The sequence below is a fragment of the Aureimonas sp. D3 genome (assembly GCF_001463805.1).
Lineage (GTDB): Bacteria > Pseudomonadota > Alphaproteobacteria > Rhizobiales > Rhizobiaceae > Aureimonas > Aureimonas ureilytica_A.
Genome location: NZ_BBWM01000074.1, coordinates 1 through 16,830 on the forward strand (window position 1 = coordinate 1; position 16,830 = coordinate 16,830).

The window sequence follows — 16,830 nt, forward strand, 5'->3', positions numbered from 1 at the left end:
TGCGTTCCCGCATCTCCAGACCATCCTTGACGCCGAGCGCTTCGGCCAGGGTCCACCCTCCCGGCATGTCCTGCCGGAGGACACCGATCGTACCCGTTCGCCGAACAGTGCCGGACGATGGCTCGGCGGAACCTGCAACGATGCGAAGAAGGGTGGATTTGCCAGACCCGTTGCGTCCGACGAGCCCGACGCGTTCCGTCCCGACCGCGAAGGTCAGATTTCGGAAGAGCGGGCGGTCAGGCGTCCCAGCGGAAACGGAGTCGAGCGTGAGGAAGGCGGACATGGGCAACCATGGCAGGGGGAGAGACAAGGCGGATCGCGTTGTTCGTCCTGTTGTTCACGGCTGCACTCCTTCTGCTACTCGTCTTCAACGTATGGCCCGAATGCATGCCTTGCAACCGAACGGCGGCTTCCGGGCATCTGGCGAAGGACTTCGTTCGAAGACAAGGACGATCGAAGCAGACATTGTGGGCATATCCGATAGTTACGCCAACTTCATTCTACACTTGAGTTTTGCGCCATCTAACCAATTGGCGAAGCTACGGGCGAGCCGGTGTGCGAAACCCGGTGGCGTGGTGCGAAAATCTTAGTGACGATCGCGCCGATGGCGAACAGGGCCAGTGGTGCCGCGAGCACGATCCCAAGGCGATGCATTCCGCTCGAGATACGTGACCGCATGTGTGATCCCAATCGACCCCGGCTAGCATTACAGTTGCGCATTTCGTTTGACATGGGAGGCACGAGCAGCGGCCTGGTGGGCTCTGCGCCAGAGCGACCATGCGATGACGTCGGCGGGGAGGATGCGCCGTCTGGTCAAGCGGCAGGCGATGCGCCGGATTTCCTGCACGGACCAGCAGATCAGCGACGGTTCAGGGCTCGGGCTTCGACCCCCCTTTTAGCGGGTATCGCACCGTTGGCCTTGTGACGGATCGCGCTCATCATCGCGAAGGCCAGCATGACGAGCGAGACGTGACGGTGCCAGCCGTGCCAGGAGCGCGTTTCGTTGTGGTCGAGGCCGAGTTCGTTCTTGGCGGTCTCGAAGCTGTCCTCGATCGCCCATCGGCGGCCCTCGACCTGGACCAGCGTTTCGATCGGCGTGCCGGCGGGACACCAGGTGGTGAAGAAGGCTAGTTCCCCGTCAGCGACATGACGCCGGATCAGGAGACCGCGGGTCCAAAGACCGGATGAGTGTTCGTCGTACTCGGCCGCCTCGAGGTCGGCCAGTTCCAGATAGGCCCAGTCGTGAAGGCGCTCACCCTTCGTGCCCTTGCCAGCCGACAGCCGCTGCCATGCAGCGGGATCCAGACCTTCGGCAATCTCGGCGGCCGTGCCGGCGACGGGCGGCTTGCCGATCCACGAGTTGAACTGGCTGTTGGCGTTGACGCCGAGCACATAGCCCTTGCCCGCCCGGCGCAGCGCCATCTCTATATCACCGAAGCCATAAACGCTGTCGGCCGCCACCCAGGCGAAGGGCACATGGGCTTCGATGGCACGATGGATCATCGCCAGCGCCAGCGCCGGCTTCGTGGCAAAACCAACATCGACGGGCACATGTGCCGCCTTCAGCCGGGACGGATCGCCCGTCCAGGCCTTCGGCAGATACAGAGCCCGGTCGACGAAGGCGTGACCGTGGCGCGAGGCGTACGCCGCAAAGACACCGATCTGGCAGTTCGTGATCTTGCCCGCTGAGCCTGTGTACTGCCGTCCAACACCGCAGGATGCATGACCCTGCTTCAGGAACTCGGTCTCGTCCAGCACGAGCACAGCATCGTCGTCGCTCAAGTGCTCGACGACGTAGTCCCGCACGATGTCACGCAAGGCATCGGCATCCCAGCGCCCGCGTCCGAGAATGGCTTGCTGGCGCCACGGCCCCGGATCGCCCGCCGCTTCCGCCCGCATCCAGCCGGTCTTGCGCCGCTCTTCGCCCAAAAGTCCGTCCAGAAACAAACCCGCCGATGCCGCCACACGGTCCTGCGTGAACAACGGTCGCATCCGCCCCTTCACGTCCCGCAGCGACGACGCCCACAGCTCCAGCGTCGCCTCGATCGATGCCACCATCGCCATGACCTCCCTGCCATGGCGCCACATCGATTCAGACTTCACTCATTCGTGCAACTGTAATGCTAGGTAGGGGACTCACCCAACATATTGCCACGATTGGCAGATTCCATATGGCATTGGGTCCTTTGGATGGAGACGATCATGCGCGATCTGTTCTGGCTGTCGGACGAGGCGTGGGCGAAGTTGGAGCCGCACCTGTCCAAGAACCAACCCGGTAAGCCGCGGGTTGATGACCGGCGGGTTATCTCAGGCATCCTCCATATCCTGAAGACCGGCGGTCGCTGGCGGGATGTGCCGCCTGAGTACGGACCGGCCAAGACAATCTACAACCGTTACACTCGATGGGCACGGCGTGGCGTCTGGCAGCGGATCTTCGCCAAGGTCGCAGCCGCAGGCGCTGTCTCTGATGAATTCTGCCTCGACAGCACCCATGTCAAAGCACACCGCTCCGCATCCGGCGGAGTTCGCAGGATCAGCAAGACATCCAGTGGATGTCTTGCCCGGAGAACGGGGAGTTCAGCCAAGCGGTCGGCATCTCGCGCAGCGGCCGAACGACAAAAATCCATTGTCTGGCCGATGCTTGTGGCCGGATCGTCGCTCTTGCCCTAACGCCCGGCAACATCGCCGACATCACCATGGCTCTTCCGCTCTTGGAAGCTATAAGACCGACGAAGCGTCTGATTGCAGACAAAGCCTATGATGCCGATAAGCTTCGGACTTGGCTCAGCGAGTATCAGATCGAGCCGGTCATTCCGGGGCGGGCCGCCCGCCATATCGTCTACCCGCTAAACCGCAAGGCCTATCGCCGTCGCAACATCATCGAGCGCATGTTCGGCAGGCTCAAGAACTGGAAGTGCATCGTAACCCGCTACGACCGCCTCGCCATCAACTATCTCGCCGCCATCGCCCTGATCGCCACGGTCACTCAATGGCTTGGGTGAGTCCCCTACCTAAGGCATCCGGGCCAGCACCTTCGAATCTGGGGGCGCGTTGTGCGTTGAGACGACGCATCGTCCATGACGGCGGATCGATCCGGATCACAGGCCGTTCCGCTCGCATCTTCAACAGATCGAGAGCCACAGCATGAGCGATGATCCGCGCACCAGCCAGCCAACGAGCTTCCCCGGCGAAGAGCCACAGGCGAAGCCGGGCTTCGAGACGAAGATGCGCACCAAGCCGGATCACGGCGAGGAGAGCTATGTCGGCAAAGGTTTGCTGGACGGGCGAGCGGCGCTGATCACGGGCGGGGATTCGGGCATCGGCAAGGCAGTGGCGATCGCCTATGCCCGGGAAGGAGCTGATGTCGCGATCTCCTATCTGGCGGAGGAGCAAGCGGACGCGGAGGAGACCAAGGCTTTCGTCGAGAAGGCAGGACGCCGCTGTCTGCTGCTGCCGGGCGACATCCGCGACCGCGACCTTTGCGCCTCCATTGTTGAGCAGACGGTCGCCGAGTTCGGTGGGATCGACATCCTCGTGAACAACGCCGCGGCCCAGACCACCAACAAAGATCTCGCCGACATCGATGACGACGAGATGCAGGCTGCCTTCCAGACCAACGTCTTCGCCATGATCCGCCTCACCAAGGCAGCAGTGCCGCACATGAAGCCGGGTTCGGCTATCATCAACACAACGAGCATTCAGGCGAAGGTCGCGACCGAGAGCATGATCGTCTACGCCGCCACCAAGGGGGCGATCTCCAGCCTGACGATCAGCCTCTCGAACCTCCTGGCCCCGAAAGGTATTCGCGTCAACGCAGTGGCGCCCGGCCCGGTCTGGACCCCGATCCAGCCGATCGCCAAGGACGCGGAGACACTGAAGACGCTCGGTCAGAATACGCCGCTCGGCCGAGCTGGCCAGCCCAGTGAACTCGCCGCAGCCTATGTGCTGCTCGCCTCGCGCGAGGGAAGCTACATGTCCGGCGCGGTCATCCCGATCACCGGCGGCATGCCGATGTACTGACGGGACCGGAGCGCCGGCGGCTTCTTCCGATGGTTCCAGCGGCGAACCGTCGGAGGAAGCGCAGGGCGCTTGCACCTCATCGCGCAACGCCCGAACGCGCTTCGATTTCGCAAACGAGGCGTGGCGAAGCTCCCGACAATCTTGCGGCGTGACCTAAGTTCCCGGTTCAGTCCGAACCCCTGGGTGGTCCCTCGTGAAGCGTCTCCTTGTCCTCCTTGCCTTGTCTGTCCCAGTCCAGGCCTCCGCCCGCGACATCGGCGAGGTCTCGACAGCCTTCAAGCTGATCGGGCCGAACCACAAGATCGTCGTGACCGCGTTCGAGGACCCGAAGATCGGCGGGATCAGTTGCTATGTCGCCCGTCCGCGAACGGGGGGCATCAAGGGTGCGGTCGGGCTCGCTGAGGACCCGTCCGTCGCCAGCGTGTCCTGCGTCCAAACAGGCCCGATCGTCTTCAACGATCCTATCAGCGGCGACGAGGAGGGCGAGCAGGTCTTCGACGAAAGCCGTTCTCTGATCTTCAAGTCGCTCGAGATCGACCGCCTCTTCGACAAAACGAACGGCAGCCTGGTCTATGTCGCGCGAACGACCCGCCTGATCGATGGCTCGCCGGCGACTTCCCTTTCGGTCGTCGCGCCGATGGCATGGAACGGCACGCAGCCGGACGCTGCAAAAGTTCGCTGACGGAAGACATCCTCACAGGGTTTCCATAGATTTCGCTAGCTGATGGCCGGCGTGATCGCAGACGATGTCCGGTTTCCGTCTTCCGAGAATCCTGATGGCTGTCCCCAAACGTCTCGTTTGGGTGAAACCGGCCCGTTAGGGGGCGGGCAGACATCTAGCGGAATCGGGCATTCAACTCGGTACGAGGTGAGCACCGAACCCGGTGATGTGTTCCGGCGCGGCCTCGGGGCGCAGTTCCATCGACGGGATCTCGTAGTCGCCCCCGTTTTGTCGGCGGAAGGGGATGGGCGGTTCAGCGAACAGGCCGCGCATTCGCTCGCGTAGCGCCTGCGCGGTCGCCTCGAAACCCATCTCGTCCATCCGGTCGGCGCGGTACGTCACGAAGGGCGGCAAAACCTCGTAGCCGGGATAGAACAGGACCCCGTGCTGGATCGGGAACAGAAGATCGTCGATCGGTCCGTTGATGCCGCGCGGTCCATAATGCGACGCCCATCCGCCGGCATTGACGATCAGCATGGCCCGCTTTCCGGCGAGGCGTCCCTCTCCGTAGCGGTCGCCCCAACGCGTGTCGCTGTGCTCGCCGACACCGTAGGCGAAACCATAGGCATAGACCCGGTCGATCCACCCCTTCAGGATCGCGGGCATCGAGAACCACCAGAGCGGAAAGGCCAGGATTAGGGCGTCGGCCCAGAGCAGACCTTCCTGCTCCTGCACGACGTCGTCCGTCAACGTGCCGGTGGCAAAGGCCTCGCCGGAGGCTTGCGGGACCCGCAGGCGCTGCGCCGGGGCAAGGGTTGGAAAGTCCGCACGATCGGCCGCGCTCTTCCAATTGATCGCGTAGAGATCGGTGACGCGCACGGTGTGACCGTCGGCGCTGAGTTGCGCCGCCGCCGTATCGCGCAGGGCGTTCGTCAGCGAGCGGGGTTCGGGATGTGCGGAGACGATCAAGACGTTCATGCAACGATACCTCTTCCGGTTTGAGGCCATCAGAGCTAGACGCAGGTCGGTTCCGTCGGAAGTTGGCGCCAACGCATAGGATTGTTCCGTTCTGTGGATAGGTCTGACGTCACGCTGGAGCGTATGCGCAGCTTCGTTCGAGTTGCGGAGCGAGGCAGCTTCTCGGCAGTCGCGCGCGAGATGGGTGTCGGGCAGGCGACAGTCAGCCGGCACGTGGCGGAACTCGAGCAGGCGCTTGGCACCACTTTAATCAACCGCACAACACGCCGGCTCAGCCTTACACCCGAAGGCGGGCGCTACCACGAGGACGCTCGCGCCGTCCTGCGACTAGTGGAGGAGGCTGGCGAAGGCTTGTACCGGGCGAGCGATGCGCTCTCAGGCTCGGTTCGCGTTTCCTGCACCGCCGCGCTGGGCGTCCGCCAAGTCGCGCGGGCCCTATTCGCGTTTCAGGACCGCCATCCCCGCGTCGAGATCGATCTCAAGCTGACCGACACGCGGATCGACCTCGTCCGAGAGGCCGCCGACATCGCGATCCGGCTCGGGACGCTCACGGATAGCTCGATGCAGCGCAAGCATGTCGGCTTGTCGCGCCGCATCCTCGTCGCTTCGCGGGACTATCTCGAACGGCACGGAACGCCAACATCTCCCGACGACCTGCGGCATCACCGAACGATCCGTATGAGCAACGTGGCCGACAGCGGAACGTTGGTGCTGCAAGGGCCGGACCGGAGCATGGCGACCGTGCCGTTCGGCGACCGGCTTCTCCTGGATCATGGGCTGGCGGCGCGCGAGGCGATTGTGCAAGGGCGCGGCATCGCGCCCGCACACCTCTGGCTGATCGACGATCTCTTGGATATTGGCGCTATAGTGAAAGTCCTTCCGGACCACCGACTTGAGCCCGTTCCGCTGTCAATCCTCGCCGCGCCGGGGCGGCTGCGCATCCAACGCGTCCGGCTGCTGGTCGACAGTCTGACTGCCTTCTTGCGAGGGCTGCCGGGCGTCGCCAACTAGGATCGGTTCTTCCGATGCGAGGTCTATGGCCCAAGACGGCGATAAGGGATCGATCGCAGAAGAGAGCTAATCCGTCGATGGCGGTGCGCCTCGCCCGGGCCTTCGCCATCATCGACCCGTTCGGCCCTTTCCCACCTCGAGAAGCTGGCGCATACAATCGCACCATGGGCGAGATGTGGGGCGAGAGCGACTGACCTCGAAACGGAGACAAACATAACCGACCCAGACGACATCCGGAAACAGATCGAGGCCGACACAGCGAGGTTTAACGCCTCCATCAGGACGACCCTTAGGCTCCAGACCATGCTAATGGCGTCCGCGTTCATCCTGTCCGGCATTTTGGTGATCGCTTTCGCGCGCTGAGGCGATCGATCACTCCCACCTCGGTCAGCTGATCCGCGCCGCGCCGTTTCCCCTATGCCGGTGTCTGGCCATCCCCATCCGCCAGATCGCAGCACGTTCCATCTGCTCGCGGATCGTCCGCTTGGGATGGTTTGGGTTTGACGTCGCGGATTTCGTGCCGCGCAAAGCCCTTCCAGGCTTGGCGAACCCTCGTCTTGTGCGGTCCCAGGTTGAACAGCTTGTCCCCGCGATCGGCGAACCGGTAGATCCAGTCAGTTTCACGAGCCATAACGTCTTGGCGGGTCTCCGCCCGGTCCAGGATCGCCAGCTTCGGCATCAAGGGTAGTCCGCTGTAGAGGTGGAGGTGCGATGCGATCCAAGGGTCCGGTTTGATCAGCTTGCGCCCTTGCCGACCGGGAACCTTCGGCTGCGGCATGGAAAGCGTCGACCGGTCGATGAACGGCGAGGAGCCGAGCGTTGCGAGCCAACGGGAGATCGACGGATGTCGCTGCGGCCGCTGATCGCCCGTCCAGCAGCGCATGTGGCTTCCGAAGCGAGAGACGATGTTTTGGGTCTGCCCGACATAGACCGGGAGATCGGTGACCGGATCGCAGATTGCGTAGACCACGAAGGGCGTTCGCTGGAGGCAAACCATGGCTTCGGTGCGGGGTGTGCTGAGGACACGGCGGGGATCGATGAAGGACGCCATCTCGGCTCTCCTCTCCAAGGGTGTATGAACACCCTCCCCTCCCTTTCTCTGCCTTTTGAGCCGCCCGATGGGCTTTTCCCCTCAAGCTCGCGGACGGGCAGCCCACGTCTCACGGTCTTCGCCGCTGTAGTGCCCCCGTTTGATCGGACACTTCGGCTACGAAGATTGAGCTCGAATGAACTCGCGGAGCGAGCGCATTCTGAGCGCGGAATGGGGATGGATTTCGTTGTAGTCCTCGATCCATCCGTCGATCTGCTGGAGCGCGGTTGCTGCGTCCGGCAAAGGGTTCACGCGAACACAGTCGCCCTTGAAGGTCTTCACGAAGGCCTCGGACATGCCGTTCGGCTCCGGGCTGCGAACCGGCGTGAAGCAGGGTACGAGGTTGAGCGCTAGGGCGAAGGCGCGCGTTTCCCGGGCGATGTCAGGACTGCCAATGTTGAACAGGTGCTCCACTGGGGTAGGCGTCCGCGTCGATCCGAAGCGCTTCTCAACCGCCTCGACGCCGACCCAGCCGCCGATATGGCGGCTGCCAAGCTGACGCAATGGCTTCGGGCTTTGCCTCGGGATCTCCAGAACGCGATCGTTCGAGATCGGCCCGATGGCGCAAAAGACTGGAACGACGTCCTGATAGCGGGACCCCAGCCCATTCCCGCCAAGTCGACCAAGGCGGAACCCCGATACGATTGGGACGACGATCCGTCATCCTCGCCGGGCTTCTGAGAGCTAGCTCATCCTGGTGAGCGGGGACGGCAACGCCGGAAGAGCATGAGGTGCTCCAAATCCGATATCCATACGAGCCCTTGCAGCGAAATATGTATCACCATATGATACAAGTACGAAGGGGGTTTATGATCGTTTCGACCAAAGGCAAGTTTGTGGAAGCGATCGTGTCGGGCAAGAACCCGAAGGGCTTTCCGGCCGACCTGTTCAAGACGGCCAACCGTCGCCTTCAAGCTGTTCACAATGCGGCGGTGCTGGACGACCTTCGCTCTCCTCCCGGCAATCGGCTGGAGGCACTCAGAGGGGATCGGCAGGGGCAGCATTCCATTCGGATCAACGATCAATGGCGCATCTGCTTCCGCTGGACGGAGCAAGGCGCGGAGGACGTGGAAATCATAGACTATCACTGATGGACGTCACCCAAGCGATCCTGCGCCATACAGCCAAGGAGGGCATCATGGCACTCACTTTCGCAGACCCGGTACATCCGGGTGAGTATCTTCGTGAAGAGTACCTCATTCCGCTCGGTCTCAGCGCCGGAGCGTTGGCGAAGGCGCTTCATCTGCCGCGCACCCGTATCGAGCGCATCGTGAAGGAAGAGGTGGGTGTCTCGGCCGATACGGCCCTTCGCCTATCCCGGTATTTCGGAACGTCGCCGGATATCTGGCTGAACTTCCAGCGCGCTTGGGACCTGCGCAAGGAAGCGGAGGCGCTGAAAGACGAGTTGGAGCGGATCGTACCGCGTTCTATTGCGGCTTAACGAGCCGCACTGGGTTTTCCCGAAGCTCCAACATTCCCTGGTCATCCTCGCGCAAAACTTTAGCGCTGATGGCTTTCGCCAATACGACGAACGGGTGGTTGCGTGCGTTCGCTTCGCCTCAATTGTTAGCTGTACATCCTTCATCGAAACGGAGGATCAGATGGCTGCTCCAAACAATCAGCGACCCAGGGTTCTGCGACGTGGGCCTGCAATCTTCGTAGCCCTCGTTTTTGGTGTGCCGTTCATACTGTGGAACGCTGTCGGCTTCGCTCAGTGCAAGAGTGCTGGCGGGCAGGTGCGGATAGTAGGGCTGGAGCCCCGGTGCTTCATAAACTGGAGCAGCGCGCCCTAACCAGATAAGCGTGGCTGAACCACTCGGTACTGGCATTCCCATCGCTGTCAGGCCCGCAGATTGTCCGACCGCGGATGTACTGGCGAGTTGAGATGCAGAGCCGATCCCCTCGGGAGACGCTGGAGCCGTTGGGTGAAATCCCCAGCGGCTTTTTTTGTGTTCAGGCTTGGCTTTGGATGAAGCCTGCGCCGTCAGAGGCGGCTGTTCCTCCTCTCAGCCATTTGCTTTCCCCAAACGAAAAACGCCCTTGCCGGGGGAGGACCGGCAAGGGCGTTTGAGAGAAGCCGAAAGGTGGGAGGAACCGCTCGGCTGGTTCGCTTCAGATGGGGGAGGACCAGCTGAAGCGAAATGGGGAAACTTAAGAGCGGACCGCCTGACGGGCGATGGCCGGGATGTCGGAGCGGGCGATGCCGAGGTCCGAGAGTTCGCGCTGCGACAGGCGGTTCAGTTCGGCGGCCGTGTTGCGATACTGGCGCCAGTTGCTGAAGGAGCGAGCGAGGGTCATGATGTCTTGCCTTTCGTGCCCGGCCTCTCATCGGTGGTGGCCGGCGTGTTCCTGTTCTTCCGATGAAGAGAAACTACGCCTCTCGCTCATTGGGCAGTAGCGCAAAGCTCGAAGAGGAGGGTTGCAGTTCCTCGCTATCCAGCGCCTGCACGTTCGACATGCGACAGACGCATGGATCGCCACCGTCTTGACGCCATAAATGTGCAAAAAACGGCCTAACTCGACCAAGTCATATGACGTTTTCGCATCAAATCAGCGCTTACGAGAAGTCGGCGGCAGGAATATCCTGAAAGCCGTTGAGCACGCGGATGACGGCCACGGCGTCAGGCATGACTCGATAAAACACCACATAGTTGCCAACGGCGAAGCTACGCAGGTCCTCGGCCACTTCGGGTCGCGCCCGACCGGCAAGAGGACTATCCGCCAGCATGGCAAAGGTCCGCTCGAAGCGGTCGAGCATGGCGTCGGCGGCCTTCTCGTTGTCGTCGGCAATGTAGGACCAGACGCGCAGCAGATCGGCGCGTGCATTCGGGGTCCGAATGATAGGCAGGCTCAACCGATCAAGCTTCCTTGGCACGCTGACGGCGGGCTTCGGCTTTCAGCTCAGCCACGCTCTCCATCGGCTCAAGAGCGCCGCTGGCGTCACCTTCGGCAATCATGGTGCGCAGGGCTTCCAGCTTGGCCTCCCGCGCCTGCTCGCGTTCCTCGATCAGGCGCAAGCCTTCCCGGTGAACCTCGCTCACGGTGGCATACCGCCCGCTTTGCACCATGCGTTGCACCATATTCTCGTAGTGCTTACCGACCGTCACGTTCGCCATGTCGATCCCTCCTGATGCCGTAGAATAGCATTTTATGACATAAGGCCCTAGAGAAAACCGACGCCGAGGGTCTATCGGCAGACCTTCCGCATCTTTTCATGATGTAGCCTACCCGTGGTCAAAGCACTCCCGCCCACCGCCAGGAGGAGGTCGAAGCCAAAGCAGCTGAGATCATACGACAGATAGAGCTTGCGAAAGAGGGGAACGGCAGGGCGCGCGAGGTTGCGGCAGCGATCGATCGCGGATTGGTCGCCAAGGAAGCCTTCGGCATCGCGCTCATCAACGTCGACGAATTCAAGTCGATCAACGACACCTATGGACACCGGATCGGTGATGCCGTCCTTCGGCACGTTGCGAATGTGCTGCAGGCAGCGATCTTGGAAGGAGAGACCGTTTCGCGCATCGGTGGCGACGAGTTTGCGGTCCTGCGCCGCGTATCCTCGCGCGACAAGTTCCATAGAAGGCTCGCGATCCTACGCCAGTTGATGGACTGCGACGTTCTTCTGGTTGATCGGACCATCCGTGTCAGAGCGAGCCTTGGAGGCGAAGTCTGGAAGCAGCCGTGGACCCTGGACGATATCCTGGCAGCTTCGGACAACGAAATGTATCGTCACAAAACTCAGCGGCGAACGGCGGCCTAGCGGTGGATGATCCCTTGAGCCTTCCTCAGAGGCCCGTTCGGGATCGACTCCGGTAGCGGCCGTCGCCCTTGCGGCCGACCAGCGTGCTGTCGCGGACCATGACCTTTCCTCCCAGGAGAACGGTGGTCGGCCAGCCCTCGACCTCCAGTCCTTCATAGGGCGTGTAATCCGCGCCATCGTGAAGGTCGGCGTGACGGATGGTGCGGCGTTCGGCCGGGTCCCAGATTGCGATGTCGGCATCCATGCCGATCGCGATCCGGCCCTTGCGCTCCAATCCATAGACCTTGGCATGGTTGGTCGCGGTCAGCGCCACAAACCGAGAAAGGTCGATCCGCCCCTTCATCACACCTTCCGAGAAGAGGATCGGCAGCCGCGTCTCGACGCCCGGAATGCCGTTCGGGATGTGCCGGAAGCTTGTCTTGCCCTTCGGGTTCAGCTTGCCTTCGGGATCGTCGTAGCGGAACGGGCAATGGTCGGAGGAGAAGAGGTCGAAGACGCCGGTTTCCAGGCCGTTCCAGCAGGCTTTCTGGGCATCTGCGTCGCGCGGGGGCGGCGAGCAGACGAACTTCGCGCCCTCCCAGTCCATGCCGTCGAGATCGTCGGCGGTCAGCATGAGATATTGCGGGCAAGTTTCGCCGATCACCTTGCGGCCGCGCGCACGCGCGGCGCGTATTTCATCGATCGCTGGCCCGTTGGAGACGTGGACGATGACGACCGGCACGTCCACCACCTCGGCGAGCGACAGGGCACGGTGGGTTGCCTCGCGCTCGACAGCCACCGGCCGGGTCGAAGCATGGGCGCGCGGCGCGAGGTTTCCCTCCGCCTCGTGGCGGCCGATAAGGTAGCGGATCGCGTCCTCGTTCTCGCAATGGACCATGACCAGCGCGCCCGTGCGACGGGCTACATCCATCGTCTCCAGGATTTGCGCATCGTTCAGCCGAAGGCCCTCATAGGTCATGAAGACCTTGAAGGAGGTATAGCCGTCTTCCACCAGCGCCGGCAGTTCCTGGCCGAGTACGGACGGGCTCGGGTCGGCGACGATGAGGTGGAAGGAATGGTCGGTATAGCAGTTGCCCTCGGCGAGCGCGTGATAGCCCTGCAGCGCCGCGCGCAAGCTCTGTCCCTTCTCCTGCAGGCAGAAGGGCAAAATGGTGGTGTTGCCGCCCATCAGCGCCGAGCGCGTGCCGCTTTCGAAATCGTCGGCCATGACGATCCCGTCGCCGGAGGCTTGAGCGATATGGACATGGCTGTCGATGCCGCCGGGCAGGACATAGCGTCCTGTGGCGTCGATCTCCTCCGCGCCCAGCCCCAGCGCCTCGCCGATCTGGACGATGCGCCCCTCACGGATGCCGATGTCGGCCTGGAAGACGTCCGAGGCGGTGGCGACCGTGCCGCCCCGGATCACGAGATCGAACCCCTCGCTCACAGCGCGGGCTCCAGGGCGGCGATCAGGCGATCGACCTCTTCCAGCGTGTTGTAATGGACCATGGAAACGCGCACGGTGCCATCGGTTCTGGTCAGCCCGTGCTCTTCCACAATGCGCTTGGCGTAGAAGTCGCCGTAGCGGATGCCGATCTTGGCCTTGTCCACGCCTTCGACGACCTCGCGGGAGCTGGTGTCGCCGACCGTGAAGGAGACGGTGGAGACGCGGTCCGCGATGGCCGAGGACGTCCGCCCGATGACGCGGACCGAGTTGCGGCTCCCGAGGAAGTCGAGGAGGCGCGCGGTGATCGCGCGTTCCTGTTCGGCGATCGCGGCAAAGCCCGCCTCGATCGCGGCACGCCCCTCGCCGGCCCCGGCGCGGGTGCCGAGTGCCTCGACATAATCGACCGAGCCGATCGAGCCGTAAGCGCATTCGTAGTTGATGTTGCCGGGCTCCAGCTTATGCGGCACGCGGCTTTTGTCGAAGAAGTAGTGGTAGATGTTATCGAGCGCCAAAAGCTTGTCGCGCTTGCCGAACATCACTGCATGGTGCGGACCGAACACCTTGTAGACGCTGAAGATATAGTAATCGGCATCCAGCGCCTTGACGTCGATGGCCCGGTGCGGGGCGTAGGCGACGGCATCGACGCAAAGCTCGGCCCCGCCGGCATGGGCCATGTCGGCAATCTCCCGGATCGGGTTGATCGTGCCGAGGATATTGGAGGCGTGCGTGACGCAGACGAGCTTGGTGCGCTCGCTCATCAGGCTTTTCAGGTCTTCGAGATCGAGTTCGAAGGTCTCCGGGTCGCAGCGCCACCAGCGGATTTTGACCCCGCGCGCCTCGTGTTTCAGCCAAGGGCCGATATTGGCCTCGTGGTCCGTGTTGGTGAGGATGATCTCGTCGCCCGGCTGAAGGCGGCCGGTCATGGCCTCCGACAGAAAGCGGATGAGGATCGTCGTGGAAGGCCCTTCCACGATCTCGCCCGGCTCGCAATTCATGAAGCGGGCGAAGGCCTCGCGCGACTGGGAGACGCGCGCCGTCGAGATGCGGCTCGGCTCGTAGCTCGCGCCCGTCTGCACATTGCTGGTGAGAAGATAGTCCGAGACGCGCGAGGCGACGCGCGCCAGCACTTGGGAGCCACCGGCATTGTCCATGAAGGTCCATTCGCCCGACAGGGCGGGGAACTGGGCTCTGGCGAAGTCGAGATCGAGGGTCATGTCTGCTGGACCTTGCCGGCGCGCGTAGGCTTTTCCCCGGCGCCTGTCTGGAGAAATCAGTGGTTGAGAACCGCGTCGAGAAAGGCGCGAGCGCGCTCGTTGCGGGTGGAGGAGAAGAAGACGTCGGGCGCGGAGACCTCGCGGATCTCGCCGTCCTCCATGAAGACGATGCGGTCGGCGACCTGCCGCGCGAAGCCCATTTCATGGGTCACGAGGACGAGCGTGACGCCGGAATGCGCAAGGCCCTTGATGACGTCCAGAACCTCGCCCACCATCTCGGGATCGAGCGCGGAGGTCGGTTCGTCGAACAGGAGGATGCGCGGCTCCATGGCGAGCGCGCGGGCGATGCCGACGCGCTGCTGCTGGCCGCCCGAAAGCTGCGTCGGGAACTTGGCCCCTTGCGCGCCGATGCCGACGCGGTCGAGCAGCGCCTGCGCCTTGGCGCGGCTCGCCTCCCAGGAGAGCTTTTTCACCCGAACCGGCCCGAGCGCCACGTTATCGAGAACCGACAGGTTGGGGAACAAGTTGAAGGCCTGGAACACCATGCCGGTCTGCTGGCGCACCTTGAGGAGGTTGCGCCCCCGCTCGACCCGCACGCCGCCGACGAAGACCTCGCCCGCGTCGTATTCTTCCAGATGGTTGATGCAGCGGATCAGCGTGGACTTGCCCGAGCCCGAGGGGCCGAGCAGCACGACCACTTCGCCAGGGGCGACGTCGAGATCGACGCCCTTGAGGGCGGTGAATTGGCCGTAGCGCTTCACGACACCGCGCATACGGATGATGGGCTCTGGCGATGGGGCGGTCATATCAACGGGCCTCCCGCGCGGAGTAGCGTGTCTCGAAGCGGGCGACGAGGCGCACCAGCGGCAGAAGCAGAAGCAGGTAGAGGATCGCCGCGCCGATCAGCGGCGTCGGGTTGGCCGCGAGCGCCTGAGCTTGTGTCGCCTGCTTCAGAAGATCCGGCAGAGCGACGACCGAGGCGAGCGCCGTGTCCTTCATGACGTTGATCGAATTGTTGGTCAGCGGGGGAATGACGATCCGCACCGCTTGCGGCAGGATCACGTCGCGCATCACGTCGATGGCATTGAGGCCGATCGACTGGGCGGCCTCGAACTGGCCGCGCGGGATGGCCTCGATGCCGGCGCGATAGATTTCCGCCGTATAGGCCGCCGAAACGGTGGTGAGCGCGAGACACGCCGAGGCGAAAGGCGAGAGACGAATGCCGATGAAGGGAAAGGCGTAGTAGACGATCACCAGCCAGACGAGGACGGGCAGCGCGCGGAACACGTCGATATAGGCAATGGACAACCAACGCAGCGGGCGCGGCGCATAAAGGCGCACCAGCGCCAAGGCGAGACCGCCCAGAAGACCCAGCACGATCGACAGGCCGCCGAGCAGGATCGTGCGCCAGAGGCCCTGAAGGAGCTGAGGCAGCGAGCGCCAAAGCACGTCGATATTGAAGAAGGTGGTGACGATATCCATGCCTGTCCCTGCGACCGGGGGAGGGCGGGCGCCGCGCGTCCTGCGGGCCCGCCGGGAGTGTCGGGCGCCCGGAGGTCAGAGCTTGGGTGCGCCCAGAACCTTCACGGTCGAGGTTTCGGCGTCCGGCTTCGTGCCGAACCACTTCTCATGGAGCCCCGCCAGGACCCCATCCCCCTTCATCTCGGTGATGGCCTTGGTTGCCTCCGCCACGAGAGGCGAGTCTTTTGCGAACATCACCGAATACTGCTCGCCGGTTGGGATGCGCTCGACCACGGCGTATTGCGGCTTGTCCTTGATGTAATAGGCGACCGCCGGAATGTCGGAGATATAGCCATCGATCCGGCCTGCCGCGAGGTCGAGCATGGCGGGCGAAAGCCCCTCGAAGCGGCGGATTTCGGAAAGACCCAAGTCCTTCTCATGCTGAGTGGCGTAGATGTCTCCGGTCGAACCGGTATCGACGCCGACGACTTTTCCTTTGAGACCGGACAGGCCACCGATGCCGGAATCCTTCAGGACCGAAAGGGACTGGTCGCTGTCGTAATAGGGTTGGGCGAAGGAGACGGACTCCAGCCGCTTCTTGGTGATGGTGATGGAGGAGACCGCTGCGTCGATCCGGCCGGACTGGACGGCGGAGAACAGGCCGTTGAACGGGATGTTCTCGAACTGCACGTCGTCATAGCCCATGCGCTTGGCGGCTTCGCGCACCAGATCGATCTCGAAGCCGACGATCTCGCCCTTCTCGTCCTGGAACTCCCAGGGCACGTTGCCGACATTGGCGCCGACGGTCAGCGTCTTGGCGCTCGCGGGGCCGGCGAGCGCCAGAAGGGCGGCGGCCAGAGCGGCCAGTTTGAAGCGGGTCATGTCGGCTCCTCGGAAAGATAGAGGGAACGGCGGATCGACGGATCGGGCAAACCTGTTCAGAAAATAGACAGTAAGGGTGAATTGCCCTCCGGTGGTCAATTGGTACGGACTGCGTGCGATTTTGAAAAGAGGGAAAAACAAAAATTAAAAGAATCGCATGCACTTTGTTTCATGCCTGCGAATGAACGGGATGCCCCGAAGGAGCAGGTGTTGGTCCAGCCGAGATCGCTCGGGTTCTTAAGGAGGGGAAGCCGATTGGGCGCGAGCTGCCGACACAGCCCTCTAGGCTGTCTGAGAGACTTGGGATCGGTCGGCCGCGTCGCTTCGCTA

At 62.9% G+C, this 16,830-nt stretch carries 18 protein-coding genes and 2 pseudogenes; 7 read left to right on the plus strand and 13 right to left on the minus strand.

Annotated features, from left to right (window positions below; all coding sequences use genetic code 11):
• On the minus strand, positions 1-283 hold a 283-nt coding region (locus AUL36_RS21810; RefSeq protein ID WP_156418524.1), incomplete at its 3' end, for an ATP-binding cassette domain-containing protein.
• 575 nt (positions 284-858) lie between these two features.
• Positions 859-2,064, minus strand: coding sequence for an IS701 family transposase (locus tag AUL36_RS21815; RefSeq protein WP_156418525.1), 1,206 nt, complete (start codon positions 2,062-2,064; stop codon positions 859-861).
• 138 nt (positions 2,065-2,202) lie between these two features.
• Between AUL36_RS21815 and AUL36_RS23495 the strand changes: the two are divergent.
• The 3 genes and pseudogenes from AUL36_RS23495 (at position 2,203) to AUL36_RS21830 (ending at position 4,702) form a co-directional block, all read left to right on the plus strand.
• Positions 2,203-3,002: pseudogene (locus tag AUL36_RS23495) on the plus strand (IS5 family transposase).
• A gap of 142 nt (positions 3,003-3,144) precedes the next feature.
• The gene (locus tag AUL36_RS21825; RefSeq protein ID WP_062224215.1) at positions 3,145-4,020 is read left to right on the plus strand and encodes an SDR family oxidoreductase; all 876 of its coding nucleotides are present in this window, start codon (positions 3,145-3,147) and stop codon (positions 4,018-4,020) included.
• A 193-nt stretch (positions 4,021-4,213) separates the two neighbouring features.
• Complete coding sequence (locus AUL36_RS21830) at positions 4,214-4,702, plus strand: CreA family protein (protein WP_058601720.1); 489 nt, start codon at positions 4,214-4,216, stop codon at positions 4,700-4,702.
• 171 nt (positions 4,703-4,873) lie between these two features.
• Here the strand turns inward: AUL36_RS21830 and AUL36_RS21835 are convergent, their stop codons facing one another.
• Positions 4,874-5,659, minus strand: coding sequence for an NAD(P)H-dependent oxidoreductase (locus tag AUL36_RS21835; RefSeq protein ID WP_058601719.1), 786 nt, complete (start codon positions 5,657-5,659; stop codon positions 4,874-4,876).
• 93 nt (positions 5,660-5,752) lie between these two features.
• Between AUL36_RS21835 and AUL36_RS21840 the strand changes: the two genes are divergently transcribed.
• Positions 5,753-6,670: a LysR family transcriptional regulator gene (locus AUL36_RS21840; protein ID WP_062224265.1), complete on the plus strand. Its 918-nt coding sequence runs from the start codon at positions 5,753-5,755 to the stop codon at positions 6,668-6,670.
• Positions 6,671-7,085: 415 nt separating this feature from the next.
• Here the strand turns inward: AUL36_RS21840 and AUL36_RS21850 are convergent, their stop codons facing one another.
• The gene (locus AUL36_RS21850) at positions 7,086-7,721 is read right to left on the minus strand and encodes a GIY-YIG nuclease family protein (protein WP_062224221.1); all 636 of its coding nucleotides are present in this window, start codon (positions 7,719-7,721) and stop codon (positions 7,086-7,088) included.
• A 156-nt stretch (positions 7,722-7,877) separates the two neighbouring features.
• A pseudogene (locus AUL36_RS21855) lies at positions 7,878-8,222 on the minus strand (integrase core domain-containing protein); the annotation flags it as partial.
• A gap of 347 nt (positions 8,223-8,569) precedes the next feature.
• Here AUL36_RS21855 and AUL36_RS21860 point away from each other — a divergent pair.
• Positions 8,570-8,851 carry a type II toxin-antitoxin system RelE/ParE family toxin gene (locus AUL36_RS21860; protein ID WP_062224226.1) on the plus strand — a complete coding sequence of 94 codons (282 nt, stop codon included), beginning with the start codon at positions 8,570-8,572 and terminating at the stop codon, positions 8,849-8,851.
• Positions 8,852-8,898: 47 nt separating this feature from the next.
• Positions 8,899-9,201: a HigA family addiction module antitoxin gene (locus tag AUL36_RS21865; RefSeq protein WP_062224266.1), complete on the plus strand. Its 303-nt coding sequence runs from the start codon at positions 8,899-8,901 to the stop codon at positions 9,199-9,201.
• Between the two features lie 710 nt (positions 9,202-9,911).
• Here AUL36_RS21865 and AUL36_RS23500 read toward each other — a convergent pair.
• The 3 genes from AUL36_RS23500 to AUL36_RS21875 all read right to left on the minus strand — a co-directional run bounded on the left by AUL36_RS23500 (position 9,912) and on the right by AUL36_RS21875 (position 10,876).
• The gene (locus AUL36_RS23500) at positions 9,912-10,058 is read right to left on the minus strand and encodes a DUF1127 domain-containing protein (protein ID WP_082656011.1); all 147 of its coding nucleotides are present in this window, start codon (positions 10,056-10,058) and stop codon (positions 9,912-9,914) included.
• A 259-nt stretch (positions 10,059-10,317) separates the two neighbouring features.
• On the minus strand, positions 10,318-10,614 hold the full coding sequence (locus tag AUL36_RS21870) for a type II toxin-antitoxin system RelE/ParE family toxin (protein ID WP_062224231.1): 297 nt from the start codon (positions 10,612-10,614) through the stop codon (positions 10,318-10,320).
• 4 nt (positions 10,615-10,618) lie between these two features.
• A complete protein-coding gene (locus tag AUL36_RS21875; protein ID WP_062224234.1) occupies positions 10,619-10,876 on the minus strand; it encodes a type II toxin-antitoxin system ParD family antitoxin in 258 nt (85 codons plus the stop codon).
• 233 nt (positions 10,877-11,109) lie between these two features.
• On the opposite strand from AUL36_RS21875, the gene AUL36_RS21880 reads away from it, so the two are divergent.
• The gene (locus AUL36_RS21880) at positions 11,110-11,517 is read left to right on the plus strand and encodes a GGDEF domain-containing protein (protein ID WP_280138003.1); all 408 of its coding nucleotides are present in this window, start codon (positions 11,110-11,112) and stop codon (positions 11,515-11,517) included.
• A gap of 25 nt (positions 11,518-11,542) precedes the next feature.
• Here AUL36_RS21880 and hydA read toward each other — a convergent pair whose 3' ends face one another.
• From hydA to AUL36_RS21905, 5 genes are all read right to left on the minus strand, one after another.
• Positions 11,543-12,943 (minus strand): dihydropyrimidinase, encoded by a 1,401-nt coding sequence (gene hydA, locus AUL36_RS21885; RefSeq protein WP_062224236.1) that lies wholly within the window; start codon positions 12,941-12,943, stop codon positions 11,543-11,545.
• Positions 12,940-14,157, minus strand: coding sequence for a cysteine desulfurase-like protein (locus tag AUL36_RS21890; RefSeq protein ID WP_062224238.1), 1,218 nt, complete (start codon positions 14,155-14,157; stop codon positions 12,940-12,942). Before AUL36_RS21890 ends, hydA begins: the two co-directional genes overlap by 4 nt.
• Before the next feature lie 56 nt (positions 14,158-14,213).
• On the minus strand, positions 14,214-14,963 hold the full coding sequence (locus AUL36_RS21895; protein ID WP_062224241.1) for an amino acid ABC transporter ATP-binding protein: 750 nt from the start codon (positions 14,961-14,963) through the stop codon (positions 14,214-14,216).
• Position 14,964: 1 nt separating this feature from the next.
• Positions 14,965-15,639 (minus strand): amino acid ABC transporter permease, encoded by a 675-nt coding sequence (locus AUL36_RS21900; RefSeq protein WP_062224243.1) that lies wholly within the window; start codon positions 15,637-15,639, stop codon positions 14,965-14,967.
• Positions 15,640-15,714: 75 nt separating this feature from the next.
• On the minus strand, positions 15,715-16,500 hold the full coding sequence (locus AUL36_RS21905) for a transporter substrate-binding domain-containing protein (RefSeq protein ID WP_062224245.1): 786 nt from the start codon (positions 16,498-16,500) through the stop codon (positions 15,715-15,717).
• Positions 16,501-16,830 lie beyond the last annotated feature (330 nt).

Coding starts and splice junctions, on each gene's coding strand:
- AUL36_RS21850 (WP_062224221.1), bottom strand. CDS start 7,721: ATGGCGTCCTTCATCGATCCCCGCCGTGTCCTCAGCACACCCCGCACC.
- AUL36_RS21835 (WP_058601719.1), bottom strand. CDS start 5,659: ATGAACGTCTTGATCGTCTCCGCACATCCCGAACCCCGCTCGCTGACG.
- AUL36_RS21815 (WP_156418525.1), bottom strand. CDS start 2,064: ATGGCGATGGTGGCATCGATCGAGGCGACGCTGGAGCTGTGGGCGTCG.
- AUL36_RS21900 (WP_062224243.1), bottom strand. CDS start 15,639: ATGGATATCGTCACCACCTTCTTCAATATCGACGTGCTTTGGCGCTCG.
- AUL36_RS21860 (WP_062224226.1), top strand. CDS start 8,570: ATGATCGTTTCGACCAAAGGCAAGTTTGTGGAAGCGATCGTGTCGGGC.
- AUL36_RS23500 (WP_082656011.1), bottom strand. CDS start 10,058: ATGACCCTCGCTCGCTCCTTCAGCAACTGGCGCCAGTATCGCAACACG.
- AUL36_RS21890 (WP_062224238.1), bottom strand. CDS start 14,157: ATGACCCTCGATCTCGACTTCGCCAGAGCCCAGTTCCCCGCCCTGTCG.
- AUL36_RS21905 (WP_062224245.1), bottom strand. CDS start 16,500: ATGACCCGCTTCAAACTGGCCGCTCTGGCCGCCGCCCTTCTGGCGCTC.
- AUL36_RS21875 (WP_062224234.1), bottom strand. CDS start 10,876: ATGGCGAACGTGACGGTCGGTAAGCACTACGAGAATATGGTGCAACGC.
- AUL36_RS21865 (WP_062224266.1), top strand. CDS start 8,899: ATGGCACTCACTTTCGCAGACCCGGTACATCCGGGTGAGTATCTTCGT.
- AUL36_RS21825 (WP_062224215.1), top strand. CDS start 3,145: ATGAGCGATGATCCGCGCACCAGCCAGCCAACGAGCTTCCCCGGCGAA.
- AUL36_RS21895 (WP_062224241.1), bottom strand. CDS start 14,963: ATGACCGCCCCATCGCCAGAGCCCATCATCCGTATGCGCGGTGTCGTG.